A 12,578-nucleotide genomic window follows, 5' to 3' on the forward strand; every position below is an offset into this window, starting at 1 on the left:
ATATCTATGAATACACAAAAACACATTCAAGTGTTCTTGGCTTTTTGTTTTCACTTTTTATAAAAAAGTAAAATAAAAAGATATTTGAGTCCGGCAAAATCGAGTCTGCATCATGTTTAAATAATTGCAGACAACTTTGGTTGCTTAGTTTGTTTTCAACTTTTCAAAGTGAAAGTAAATGAGCCAATAAGACCCTTTGGGGTTGTATGGTTAAGTGACTAAGCGTACACGGTGGATGCCTTGGCAGTCAGAGGCGATGAAGGACGTATTAACTTGCGATAAGCCCAGATTAGGTAGTAAAAACCACTTGAGTCTGGGATTTCCGAATGGGGAAACCCACCTGCATAAGCAGGTATCGTTATGTGAATACATAGCATAACGAGGCGAACCGGGGGAACTGAAACATCTAAGTACCCCGAGGAAAAGAAATCAACCGAGATTCCGAAAGTAGCGGCGAGCGAAATTGGACTAGCCCTTAAGCTTTATATGCGTTAGACGAACGGTCTGGAAAGTCCGGCAATAAAGGGTGATAGCCCCGTAGTTGACAACGCACATTCAGTGAAATCGAGTAGGGCGGGACACGTGATATCCTGTCTGAATATGGGGGGACCATCCTCCAAGGCTAAATACTACTGACTGACCGATAGTGAACCAGTACCGTGAGGGAAAGGCGAAAAGAACCCCTGTGAGGGGAGTGAAATAGAACCTGAAACCGTGTACGTACAAGCAGTAGGAGCAGGCTTCGTCCTGTGACTGCGTACCTTTTGTATAATGGGTCAGCGACTTATATTCAGTGGCAAGGTTAACCATCTAGGGGAGCCGTAGGGAAACCGAGTCTTAACTGGGCGCTCAGTCTCTGGATATAGACCCGAAACCAGGTGATCTAGCCATGGGCAGGTTGAAGGTTGAGTAACATCAACTGGAGGACCGAACCGACTAATGTTGAAAAATTAGCGGATGACTTGTGGCTAGGGGTGAAAGGCCAATCAAACCTGGAGATAGCTGGTTCTCCCCGAAAGCTATTTAGGTAGCGCCTCGGACGAATACTACTGGGGGTAGAGCACTGTTAAGGCTAGGGGGTCATCCCGACTTACCAACCCTTTGCAAACTCCGAATACCAGTAAGTACTATCCGGGAGACACACGGCGGGTGCTAACGTCCGTCGTGGAGAGGGAAACAACCCAGACCGCCAGCTAAGGTCCCAAATTATAGCTAAGTGGGAAACGATGTGGGAAGGCTTAGACAGCTAGGATGTTGGCTTAGAAGCAGCCATCATTTAAAGAAAGCGTAATAGCTCACTAGTCGAGTCGGCCTGCGCGGAAGATGTAACGGGGCTAAGCTATAAACCGAAGCTGCGGCAATAACTTTTAGTTATTGGGTAGGGGAGCGTTCTGTAAGCCGTTGAAGGTGTGTTGTAAAGCATGCTGGAGGTATCAGAAGTGCGAATGCTGACATGAGTAACGATAAAGGGGGTGAAAAACCTCCTCGCCGGAAGACCAAGGGTTCCTGTCCAACGTTAATCGGGGCAGGGTAAGTCGACCCCTAAGGCGAGGCCGAAAGGCGTAGTCGATGGGAAACGGGTTAATATTCCCGTACTTCAACTTATTGCGATGGGGGGACGGAGAAGGCTAGGTGGGCCTGGCGACGGTTGTCCAGGTTCAAGTGCGTAGGCTTGAGAGTTAGGTAAATCCGGCTCTCTTTAAGGCTGAGACACGACGTCGAGCGCCCAAGGGCGTGAAGTCATTGATGCCATGCTTCCAGGAAAAGCCTCTAAGCTTCAGATAAGTTGGAATCGTACCCCAAACCGACACAGGTGGTCGGGTAGAGAATACCAAGGCGCTTGAGAGAACTCGGGTGAAGGAACTAGGCAAAATGGTACCGTAACTTCGGGAGAAGGTACGCTCTTGACGGTAAAGTCCCTCGCGGATGGAGCTATTGAGAGTCGCAGATACCAGGTGGCTGCAACTGTTTATTAAAAACACAGCACTGTGCAAAATCGTAAGATGACGTATACGGTGTGACGCCTGCCCGGTGCCGGAAGGTTAATTGATGGGGTTAGACTTCGGTCGAAGCTCTTGATCGAAGCCCCGGTAAACGGCGGCCGTAACTATAACGGTCCTAAGGTAGCGAAATTCCTTGTCGGGTAAGTTCCGACCTGCACGAATGGCGTAATGATGGCCACGCTGTCTCCACCCGAGACTCAGTGAAATTGAAATCGCTGTGAAGATGCAGTGTACCCGCGGCTAGACGGAAAGACCCCGTGAACCTTTACTACAGCTTGGCACTGAACATTGAGCCTACATGTGTAGGATAGGTGGGAGGCTTTGAAGCAGGTACGCCAGTATCTGTGGAGCCGACCTTGAAATACCACCCTTGTATGTTTGATGTTCTAACTTAGCCCCGTTATCCGGGGTGAGGACAGTGCCTGGTGGGTAGTTTGACTGGGGCGGTCTCCTCCCAAAGAGTAACGGAGGAGCACGAAGGTGGGCTAATCACGGTTGGACATCGTGAGGTTAGTGCAATGGCATAAGCCCGCTTGACTGCGAGAATGACAATTCGAGCAGGTGCGAAAGCAGGTCATAGTGATCCGGTGGTTCTGAATGGAAGGGCCATCGCTCAACGGATAAAAGGTACTCCGGGGATAACAGGCTGATACCGCCCAAGAGTTCATATCGACGGCGGTGTTTGGCACCTCGATGTCGGCTCATCACATCCTGGGGCTGAAGTCGGTCCCAAGGGTATGGCTGTTCGCCATTTAAAGTGGTACGCGAGCTGGGTTTAGAACGTCGTGAGACAGTTCGGTCCCTATCTGCCGTGGGCGTTGGAAGATTGAAGGGGGCTGCTCCTAGTACGAGAGGACCGGAGTGGACGAACCTCTGGTGTTCGGGTTGTGATGCCAATCGCATTGCCCGGTAGCTAAGTTCGGAATCGATAACCGCTGAAAGCATCTAAGCGGGAAGCGAGCCCTGAGATGAGTCTTCCCTGATACTTTAAGTATCCTTAAGGGTTGTTCGAGACTAGAACGTTGATAGGCAGGGTGTGTAAGCGCTGTGAGGCGTTGAGCTAACCTGTACTAATTGCCCGTGAGGCTTAACCATACAACACCCAAAGGGTTTTGATGGACTCAATAAAAGAACATTGAATGTGTAAGAACGTAAACAGCTTTCCGAATTAAAGAATTTGCTTGGCGACCATAGCGATTTGGACCCACCTGATTCCATGCCGAACTCAGAAGTGAAACGAATTAGCGCCGATGGTAGTGTGGGGCTTCCCCATGTGAGAGTAGGACATCGCCAGGCTTTGAACATTATCTGTTTAAAGCACGTTTTAGATAAGACTTTAAATAGACCACTGCGGAGTGGTAGTTCAGTTGGTTAGAATACCGGCCTGTCACGCCGGGGGTCGCGGGTTCGAGTCCCGTCCACTCCGCCACTTATACTAAGCCCAGTTGAAAGACTGGGCTTTTTTACGTTTAACGCTCCCGAAAGTGCTGTGCACTTTTTCGAGGGCCGGAATGCCGGACCATCGAGTTCCGTTCACTCCGCCACTTATACTAAGCCTTAGTCGAAAGACTGAGGCTTTTTTACGTTTAACGCTCCTGAAAGTGCTGGGTTCGTCTGCTCGACGGTTTTATACAGACAAGAAAAAGCCAGCACGTTGGCTGGCTTCGAAGAGAGAGCTGGCGAGATTAAAGAATAATGTCTCGCACTTCAGGATCTTTGCGTTCTAGGTAGTGTGTCGATTTAATGCGACGAATGGTGCGGCAGCGTCCACGGATCAGTAAGGTTTCTGTGGTGGCGATGTTACCTTGGCGCGTAATGCCCTCAAGCAGGTCACCTTTAGTGATGCCAGTGGCAGAAAAGACGACGTTATCGCTGCGAGCCATCTCTTCCATAGTCAGCACAACATTGGCTGTCACGCCCATTTCTTCGCAACGTTTTAGCTCAGCAGCGCCGTAGATGCGGTTTTCTTCGCTATCACCTTTAACTTCATGTCTTGGTAGCAAACGGCCATGCATATCACCATCGAGTGCACGGATCACAGCGGCAGACACCACACCTTCTGGTGCGCCGCCAATGCAGTACATCATGTCGACCTCACTGTCAGGCAGGCAGGTAAGAATGGAGGCGGCCACGTCACCATCAGGTACGGCAAAAACGCGTACACCCATTGCTTGCATCTCAGCAATCACCTTATCGTGACGCGGTTTTGCTAAGGTGATCACCACAAGTCGATCGAGCGGCTTGTTGAGCGCTTCAGCGACGTTAATAAGGTTCTCGTTGAGTGGCTTATTGAGGTCGATACAGCCTTTTGCGCCAGGCCCCACAACCAGTTTTTCCATGTACATATCTGGGGCTTTTAAGAAGCTGCCTTTTTCACCTGCGGCCAGAACAGCAAGCGCATTGGACTGACCCATAGCTGTCATGCGGGTCCCTTCAATTGGGTCAACCGCGATATCGACACAATCACCACCTGTCCCTACTTTTTCACCGATATACAGCATAGGCGCATCATCGATCTCGCCTTCACCAATGACAATCTCACCTTCGATTTCTGTTTTATTGAGCAGGGTACGCATCACTTCGACAGCGGCACCGTCGGCGGCGTTCTTATCGCCACGGCCAAGCCATTTATAACCCGCTAGGGCTGCGCCTTCGGTAACTCTTGAGAATGCCATTGCTAAATCGCGTTTCATGATGACTCCAACTGGTAGGAAAAACTGAACAAAAATAAATCGCCGCGATTTTAGCACATCACTAGGGAAACGTTTGCCTTTTTGGTTCAACTGGCTTGAACTGGATCAAACCAGGGGCAGGAAAACGGACGGAACTATTCATTCGTCTGGTCTTGTAAACTCTGAGTCAAATTGCGTTGTTTTTTTAATCGAATGACGCAGATTTGCAAATATAGGGCGTGTTTAAAGCGGCGTGGCTGAGTAGAATGGAAGGTAAATGGGTTTGTCATGTCGTATGACCCAACCATCCAGAGAATGATTAAAAAGGTAGGCAACGATGTCTTTTGAAGTACTAGAAAAACTAGAAGCAAAAATCCAAACCGCGGTTGATACTATCACTCTGCTTCAAATGGAAGTGGAAGAGCTTAAAGAAGAAAAGCAGAAGCTAGCAAACGAAGCGAACGAACTGCGTACAAGCCGTGAAGAGTTGGTCGCGCAAAATCAGCAGATGCAACAAGAACACACAGCATGGCAAGAGCGCATCCGCAGCTTGCTAGGTAAGATGGAAGACGTTGAGTAATCACCGTTTCTGTAGACTAAAAAGGGTTGGCACTGCGCCAACCCTTTTGCTTTGATGTCTGTCAGATTAGACCTGAGGACGCACGCCTAAAGTGTGGCAAAGTGCGTAGGTCATTTCGGCGCGGTTGAGAGTGTAGAAGTGGAAATCTTTCACACCTTCACGACTTAGGATACGCACCATGTCGATGGCTTGGCTCGCACCCACCAATTGGCGAGTGGTTGGGTCGTCATCCAGCCCTTCAAATTGTTTCGCCATCCAGCCAGGGACTTTGACGTTATTCTGCGCGGCAAAACGTGAAGCTTGTTTAAAGTTGGAAACAGGAAGGATGCCCGGAACAATTTCGACATCAATGCCAGCCGCAACACTGCGATCACGAAAGCGTAGGTAGCTCTCTACATCAAAAAAGAACTGAGTAATGGCGCGGTTTGCGCCTGCATCGACTTTACGCTTGAGGTTCAGCAGATCCGACTGCGCACTTTTTGCTTCAGGGTGTACCTCGGGAAAGGCTGCAACAGAGATATCAAAGTCGTGACGTGATTTAAGCAGTTCCACGAGATCGGAGGCGTACATATCCGGTTTGCCACCACCAGGAGGAATATCACCGCGCAGTGCGACGATGCTTTCAATACCATTGTTCCAGTAATCGTCAGCAATCTGAATGAGCTCGTCACGGCTGGCATCGATACAAGTTAGATGAGGTGCCGCAATTAGGCCGGTCTCGGCTTTGATCTCTTTAATGATGGAGTGAGTGCGATCACGCTCGCCGGAGTTGGCGCCGTAGGTAACAGAGACAAATTTAGGCTTAAGGGTTTTGAGGCGATGAACCGAGTTCCACAGCGTCTCTTCCATTTTTCCGCTGCTCGGAGGAAAGAACTCGAATGACACATTGATGTTGTTCGATAGCTCGGCAATATTTTGGTTTAAAGCGTCAATATGACTCGCGTGTGTGTATCCCATCTTTCTCTCTCCGTGTGGCGACCCTATCCGTAGGTAACTGCAGCCCCAACATTCAATTTGATTAAATCGACGTTTAGACGTCTATATGTCCACAGGATGTATTGAATACGTTTTAATGTCAACACTCCCACCATGAATTTTTTTCAAGTTCATAATGAGAGAATTTGAAGTGCGCGCAGAACGACGCCCGAATAAGAAAACAGGTTGCCGAAGCAACCTGTGAAACTAGAGAAAACTGGACAGTAAGTTAAGGTCTGATTGAATCGCCCCTGAGGTCACTTCTCGACCCGCCCCCGGTCCACGAATGACCAGTGGGTTGTCCTTATACCATTTGCTCTCAATCGCAAAGATGTTGTCGCATGGTAACAGGTTGGCCAAGGCGTGCTCTTTGCTGAGTGCTTCGACACCCACTCGAGCTTTTCCGTTCTTTTCCAGTCTCGCGACGTAGCGCAGCACTTTGTCTTCACGTTGCGCTTTCTCGAGCCTTTCTGCCAACTGTTCGCTGAGCTGCTGACTGTTATCGAGAAAATCATCCAGTGAGAGTTCGGCCAGTTCATCGGGCACTAAGCTCTCGACTTTGACCGATTCAGGTTCAATCTCGAGACCGGCTTCTCTGGCTAAGATGACCAGCTTGCGCATTACGTCAGAGCCATCGAGATCCTGCCTAGGGTCTGGCTCGGTTAAGCCTTGCTGCCACGCTAAATCGACTAACTCGGCAAACGGTACGCTGCCATCATATTGTTGGAACAACCAAGAGAGGGTGCCAGAGAAAATCCCTGAGACCGCATAGACGACATCGCCACTTTCACGCAAATCGCGCACAGTGTGGTTGATCGGCAAGCCTGCTCCAACGGTGGCATTGTAGAGCCAATGGCGGTTTATTTTGGCAAACGCATCTTGGACTTGGTGGTAGTAAGCACTTGAGGCAGAGCCGGCAACCTTATTGGCAGAGATAAGATGCATGCCTTGCTCGGCGATATCGAGGTAGCGCTCAGCCAACTCTTTACTCGCCGTCACGTCGAGTACGACCACATCGTCATAGCCCTGAATCGCACCGAGGCGCTGGATCCACTCGCCTTGCTGATAAGGGATAGACTCTTCATCGAAATGCTCACTGACCGCACTAGGATCGATGCCTTGGTCATTAAACCAATAGGTTTGGCTGTCGATCACCGCCACGAGCTCAAAACTCATTCCACGACGCTTTTCTAGCTCTGCTTTTTGTTCTGCAAACAGGGTTAACCAACTGGAGCCAATGTTGCCTTTGCCGCATAGGGCGATGCCGACTCGTTTTTGTGCTTGGAAAAGTTGGTTGTGAATCGCCTTAACGAGTGGTTCGGTTTCGGTGCGGCGTAAGACAGCCACCAAACTGAGACCGGAACGAGATTCAGAGATGAACTCGACAGGCGATGACTTGAGCTTCTGGTAAAAGCCGTAACAGTGGTTGGCGTTGTTGGTGACACCAGCGCCCACCGCAGCGACAAGGGCGTAGCCCTCCTTGAGTTTAATTTCTGCTGCGATGGCGGAATCTTGTAAGAAGCCTAAAGCGCCCCCTGCAATTTCCGAGGTATAAGCAAGGCGTAATGAGTGCTTATCCGCTTGGACTTCATAAGTCAAAGGTTCAAGTTGGGCGCGTTTCAAACTGCTCAGCACTTCTTTTTCCATGCGATTGAAATCATGGCCAGAGGCGAAGTTTAACTGAATCAACAAGACGTCATTGAGTGAGGAGATGATCTTGGCACCACGCCCAGACGCGAGGACGCGCTCAATGCGGCTAGAGCCAGATTCGGGGTCGTAGCTGCAGCGCAGGTGCAAGTCCATCGTACTTTGAGCGACAGGCTGCAAGGTACGGCTATGCAGCACGGGGGCGGCAAGGCGTGCCAGTTCACTTGCTTCATCAAGTCGCAATAGGGGCAGAAGACAAGCATCACTGACAAGGCGAGGGTCTGCGCTGTATACGCCAGCAACGTCGCTCCAAATCGTCACGCGACTGACCTCTGCGAGCGCGCCAATCACGGTGGCAGAGTAATCGGATCCGTTTCGGCCAAGCAGCACGGTTTGGCCTGCTTGGTTTTGCGCCATAAAGCCGGTAAACACCAGACGACGCTGTGAGTGTTGCGCCAAAATTTCCTTCAGTAGTGGGTAGGACTGACCACGATCCACTTCAGGTTGCGTGCCGGTTTCTGCCCGTAAGAAAGTGCGAGAGTCTTGCGCGATGGCTGGTAAACCCGCTTGATTCAATAGCGCGGCGAGCAGTCTTGAGGACCACATTTCACCGTGGCCAAGTACCGCAGCTTGCTCCGCCTCGCTTAACGGGGCGCTTAATTCGCCGAGGGTGGTGAACTCGTCTTTGAGCGTCGCTAGCATGTGCGCTTGTTCGTCGTCACTGTCAATCAAGGCTTCGATAAGCCCTGTTTGGAATTGTCGTACCGACTGCAACGCTTCATGGGCAAGGCGGCCATCTTTATAGAGCGCCTCGGTAAACTCAATCAAATGATTGGTGGTTTTACCGGCCGCTGAGACAACGATCAGATCATCGCTGCCAGAGTATTCCTTGAGTATGGTGACTACCCGGCGGTAGCACTCCGGATCCGCTAAGCTGCTACCACCAAATTTATGCAGTTGACGCGATGTCGTCATTACGCGGACTCCTTCACACAGTTAAAGGCTTGCTTGAGATCGTCAATCAGGTCATCGGCATCTTCAAGACCGACAGACAGACGCAGCAGTTGCTGAGAGACACCTGCCTCGGCCAACGCCTCTTCGCCCATCGCACGGTGGGTCATTGACGCTGGGTGACAAATGAGGCTTTCTACGCCGCCTAGCGATTCTGCAAGCGAGAAGAGTTTCAACTCACCGACAAACTGTTTCAGTTCTTCAAAGCTGCCAGCGAACTCGAAGCTGAGCATAGAACCAAAGCCTGATTGTTGTTTCTTGGCGATGTCATGACCAGGGTGATCCGGCAAGCTTGGGTGATAGATGCGGCCAACTAGTGACTCTGTTTTCAGAAAGTCGAGAATGTTTGCCGAGCTTTGTTCGTGCACCTTCATTCGTGCGCCCAACGTGCGGATGCCACGCAGCGTCATGTAGCTATCAAACGGCGTGCCGGTGGCCCCAATGCAGTTGCCCCACCAAGCCAGTTCTTCAGCGTGCGCTTTGGTTTTGGTGATCACCACGCCGCCAATCACATCGGAGTGACCGTTGATGTATTTGGTGGTTGAGTGAATAACGAAATCCGCACCCAGTTCGAGTGGCTTCTGGAAAATCGGGGTTAAGAAGGTATTGTCAACCGCGACCAGTGCGCCGACTTGTTTCGCTTGCTGGCAGGCTTTCTCGATATCCACCACACGCACCAAAGGATTTGATGGCGTTTCCAACAGGATAAGCTTGGGTTTCTGGTTGATGGCGGCGGTCAAGGCTGCGTCATCGGATTGGTCGACGAACAACACGTTGAAGTCGCCCTTTTGCGCGCGGGTATTGAAGAGTCGATAGGTGCCACCGTAGCAATCGTGTGGCGCGACAATCAAATCATCTGGACCGACAAACGCAGAGACCCAAAGGTTGAGCGCTGAGGTGCCACAATTGGTCACTACAGCGCCTTCTCCACCTTCTAACTCATACAGCGCCGTTTCAAGCAGGCCACGGTTCGGGTTACCAGAACGCGTGTAATCGTATTTCGGCACTTCACCAAACGCCGGAAAGCCATAATTGGTCGAGAGATAAATAGGGGGAACGACAGCGTGATGTTGGGTGTCTGACTCGATACCAGTACGTACCGCGATGGTGGCGGGTTTGCGCGTGCTCATAGCGTTTTCCTTGCGAACAGTAGTGACTTGTTTTAGGGAATGCGATATACCTGTTGCTTATCAGGTGTATCCGGCACCCAATGTGGTGTAGTGCTGCGACACACTCACAGTTTGGGCCGATTCACTCCTATCGCCAACCACTTTACTTCTCATTTTTTAAGACGTCAACACTTCTAGACGTCTATATGTCTTTGCTTGTAGCCATAAATACCGTTAAAATTGTGGTTTAAACACTCATACGCAAATATAAAGGTGCGCAATGGCAGACTGGAATGGCGAATACATTAGCCCATACGCAGAACACGGTAAGAAAAGTGAGCAAGTGAAAAAAATCACGGTCTCCATCCCACTTAAAGTCCTTAAGGTATTAACAGACGAGCGTACGCGCCGCCAGATCAACAACCTGCGTCATGCCACCAACAGTGAGTTGTTGTGTGAAGCGTTCTTGCACGCTTACACAGGTCAACCATTACCGACGGATGAAGATTTGCGTAAAGACCGTCCAGATGATATTCCCGCTGAAGTGAAAAAGCTGATGACGGAGATGGGGATTGAGTTTGAGGCGTTTGACGACTAACGCTGGCCCTGTTTTGCACCGAATTTGAATGCAAAAGCCGCTGACATCGTCAGCGGCTTTGTTGTTTTTGCTCAGCCAGAGACAAAGGTCGTGGCTGGTAGTGGGCGTCAAGGTTACTCGATATCCATGTAATGGTCAGGCAGCTCAATGCGTGCCACCCCGGATTCTACCGCGGCTAACGCGACCGCTTTGGCGACGCGGGGGAGCAGTCTTGGGTCCATCGGTTTTGGAATAATGTAGTCTGGGCCAAACGAGAGTGAATCCACACCCGCGGCGGTCAGAACATTGGCAGGGACCTCTTCCTTCGCCAGTTGACGGATCGCTGCTACGGCAGCGAGCTTCATCTCATCGTTGATCTCGCTAGCACGTACATCCAGTGCGCCACGGAAAATAAACGGGAAGCAAAGTACGTTGTTGACTTGGTTCGGGTAGTCACTGCGACCTGTACCCATAATAAGGTCATTGCGTACATCATGAGCGAGCTCAGGTTTGATCTCAGGATCTGGGTTAGAACAGGCAAACACGATGGGTTTGTCGGCCATCAATTTAAGATCATCTGGCGATAACAGGTTAGGACCAGAAACGCCAAGGAACAGATCGGCGCCTTCGATGACATCTTGCAGCGTACGTTTGTCGGTGTTGTTGGCAAACAGTTGTTTGTATTCGTTGAGATCATCACGTCGAGTGTGGATCACACCTTTGCGATCCAGCATGTAAATTTTCTCGCGCATCGCGCCGCACTTGATCAGCAGCTCCATACAAGCGATGGCAGCCGCACCGGCGCCCAGACAGACAATCACGGCGTCTTCCAGTTTTTTACCTTGCAGCTCAATGGCGTTTAGCATGCCAGCAGCCGTCACAATGGCGGTACCGTGTTGGTCATCATGGAAGACTGGCACATCACAGCGCTCAATTAATTGTTTTTCGATTTCAAAGCAGTCTGGCGCTTTGATGTCTTCTAAGTTGATGCCGCCAAAGGTATCCGCGATGTTGGCGACCGTGTCGACAAACTCATCGATGGTGCGATGTTTGACTTCGATGTCGATGGAGTCCAAACCTGCAAAGCGCTTAAACAGCAGGGCTTTGCCTTCCATCACGGGCTTTGATGCCAGTGGGCCAAGATTACCTAGGCCAAGAATCGCTGTGCCGTTGGAGATCACTGCCACCATATTGCCTTTTGCAGTGTACTTATAGACATTATCGGGGTTTTGAGCGATCTCTCGTACCGGCTCGGCCACGCCTGGGCTGTAGGCGAGCGCGAGATCTTGCGCGGTTTCTGCTTGGGTGGTCAGCTCGACAGAGATCTTGCCTGGTTTTGGAAAGGCATGGTAGTCGAGCGCTTTTTGGCGAAATTGTTCTTCAGGGGTCAGGTCTTGACGGTGGTCATCAGGCATAGAAATAGGTACTCGTTAAAATGATTCAGCACAAAGGGGGTTAATCATTTTAGAGGAACTGAGTCAAGCTGCCTAGGTCAGAATGCGAGCGAGTAGGGTAATATGTGGGAAACGACTGGAGATTAGACCAGATAGAAAGAGATATGACTGCGGGTTTTGCTGTGAATAGGTTAATTGCTCTAAATCTCTGGCAACAAAAAAGGACGCCGCAGCGTCCTTTTTCCTATCCGCGAGAAGGAATTACTTCTTACCGCTTGATAGAGCACCGAAACGCTTGTTAAAGCGATCTACACGGCCGCCTGTATCAACGATACGTTGCTTACCAGTGTAGAATGGGTGACATTTGTCACATACGTCTAGGTGGATTGATTCTTTGTCTAGAGTAGATTTGAACTCAAATGTGTTGCCACAAGAACAAGTTGCTGCTACTGCTTTGTATTCTGGGTGGATTCCAGCTTTCATGGGGTAACCTCAATATAGGCCGTGTCGCTATCCGATTCAGAGCCGGACACCACACGTAGTTAATGTAAAATGGATTTAGGACACCGCTGCCAGAGCAGCCATATCTCTAAGGCGCGATATAGTAATG

At 50.4% G+C, this 12,578-nt stretch carries 8 protein-coding genes, 1 tRNA gene and 2 rRNA genes; 5 read left to right on the forward strand and 6 right to left on the reverse strand.

The genetic code is table 11. From position 1 onward, the window contains the following. Positions 1 to 208: 208 nt before the first annotated feature. The 3 genes from AC6R0R_RS13360 to AC6R0R_RS13370 all read left to right on the forward strand — a co-directional run bounded on the left by AC6R0R_RS13360 (position 209) and on the right by AC6R0R_RS13370 (position 3,432). Positions 209 to 3,098 (forward strand): 23S ribosomal RNA (locus AC6R0R_RS13360). 85 nt (positions 3,099 to 3,183) lie between these two features. Further along, a 5S ribosomal RNA gene (gene rrf / locus AC6R0R_RS13365) occupies positions 3,184 to 3,299 on the forward strand. 56 nt (positions 3,300 to 3,355) lie between these two features. Continuing rightward, positions 3,356 to 3,432: transfer RNA gene (locus AC6R0R_RS13370), tRNA-Asp, on the forward strand. Positions 3,433 to 3,688: 256 nt separating this feature from the next. Here the strand turns inward: AC6R0R_RS13370 and glpX are convergent. Next, a complete protein-coding gene (gene glpX / locus AC6R0R_RS13375; RefSeq protein WP_500627043.1) occupies positions 3,689 to 4,696 on the reverse strand; it encodes a class II fructose-bisphosphatase in 1,008 nt (335 codons plus the stop codon). Between the two features lie 316 nt (positions 4,697 to 5,012). On the opposite strand from glpX, the gene zapB reads away from it, so the two are divergent. Next, positions 5,013 to 5,255, forward strand: a complete 243-nt coding sequence (gene zapB, locus AC6R0R_RS13380) for a cell division protein ZapB (protein WP_334555687.1) — start codon at positions 5,013 to 5,015, stop codon at positions 5,253 to 5,255. A 66-nt stretch (positions 5,256 to 5,321) separates the two neighbouring features. Here the strand turns inward: zapB and metF are convergent, their stop codons facing one another. The 3 genes from metF to AC6R0R_RS13395 form a co-directional block, all read right to left on the reverse strand. Beyond that, positions 5,322 to 6,212 (reverse strand): methylenetetrahydrofolate reductase, encoded by an 891-nt coding sequence (metF, locus tag AC6R0R_RS13385; protein WP_500627044.1) that lies wholly within the window; start codon positions 6,210 to 6,212, stop codon positions 5,322 to 5,324. A 225-nt stretch (positions 6,213 to 6,437) separates the two neighbouring features. After that, entirely contained in the window at positions 6,438 to 8,852 is a 2,415-nt protein-coding gene (locus AC6R0R_RS13390; RefSeq protein ID WP_500627045.1) for a bifunctional aspartate kinase/homoserine dehydrogenase II, read from the reverse strand. Continuing rightward, positions 8,852 to 10,018, reverse strand: coding sequence for an O-succinylhomoserine (thiol)-lyase (locus AC6R0R_RS13395; RefSeq protein WP_500627046.1), 1,167 nt, complete (start codon positions 10,016 to 10,018; stop codon positions 8,852 to 8,854). Before AC6R0R_RS13395 ends, AC6R0R_RS13390 begins: the two co-directional genes overlap by 1 nt. Positions 10,019 to 10,277: 259 nt before the next feature. Between AC6R0R_RS13395 and metJ the strand changes: the two genes are divergently transcribed. Next, positions 10,278 to 10,595, forward strand: coding sequence for a met regulon transcriptional regulator MetJ (gene metJ / locus AC6R0R_RS13400; protein ID WP_334555683.1), 318 nt, complete (start codon positions 10,278 to 10,280; stop codon positions 10,593 to 10,595). A 113-nt stretch (positions 10,596 to 10,708) separates the two neighbouring features. On the opposite strand, the gene AC6R0R_RS13405 is transcribed toward metJ, so the two are convergent. Next, entirely contained in the window at positions 10,709 to 11,989 is a 1,281-nt protein-coding gene (locus AC6R0R_RS13405) for a malic enzyme-like NAD(P)-binding protein (protein ID WP_487902566.1), read from the reverse strand. 240 nt (positions 11,990 to 12,229) lie between these two features. Continuing rightward, entirely contained in the window at positions 12,230 to 12,451 is a 222-nt protein-coding gene (gene rpmE / locus AC6R0R_RS13410; protein ID WP_334555681.1) for a 50S ribosomal protein L31, read from the reverse strand. Positions 12,452 to 12,578 lie beyond the last annotated feature (127 nt).

This window comes from Vibrio sp. R12-SW3-ISO1 (assembly GCF_059834005.1).

Coding starts and splice junctions, on each gene's coding strand:
- AC6R0R_RS13395 (WP_500627046.1), bottom strand. CDS start 10,018: ATGAGCACGCGCAAACCCGCCACCATCGCGGTACGTACTGGTATCGAG.
- AC6R0R_RS13405 (WP_487902566.1), bottom strand. CDS start 11,989: ATGCCTGATGACCACCGTCAAGACCTGACCCCTGAAGAACAATTTCGC.
- metJ (WP_334555683.1), top strand. CDS start 10,278: ATGGCAGACTGGAATGGCGAATACATTAGCCCATACGCAGAACACGGT.
- glpX (WP_500627043.1), bottom strand. CDS start 4,696: ATGAAACGCGATTTAGCAATGGCATTCTCAAGAGTTACCGAAGGCGCA.
- AC6R0R_RS13390 (WP_500627045.1), bottom strand. CDS start 8,852: ATGACGACATCGCGTCAACTGCATAAATTTGGTGGTAGCAGCTTAGCG.
- rpmE (WP_334555681.1), bottom strand. CDS start 12,451: ATGAAAGCTGGAATCCACCCAGAATACAAAGCAGTAGCAGCAACTTGT.
- metF (WP_500627044.1), bottom strand. CDS start 6,212: ATGGGATACACACACGCGAGTCATATTGACGCTTTAAACCAAAATATT.
- zapB (WP_334555687.1), top strand. CDS start 5,013: ATGTCTTTTGAAGTACTAGAAAAACTAGAAGCAAAAATCCAAACCGCG.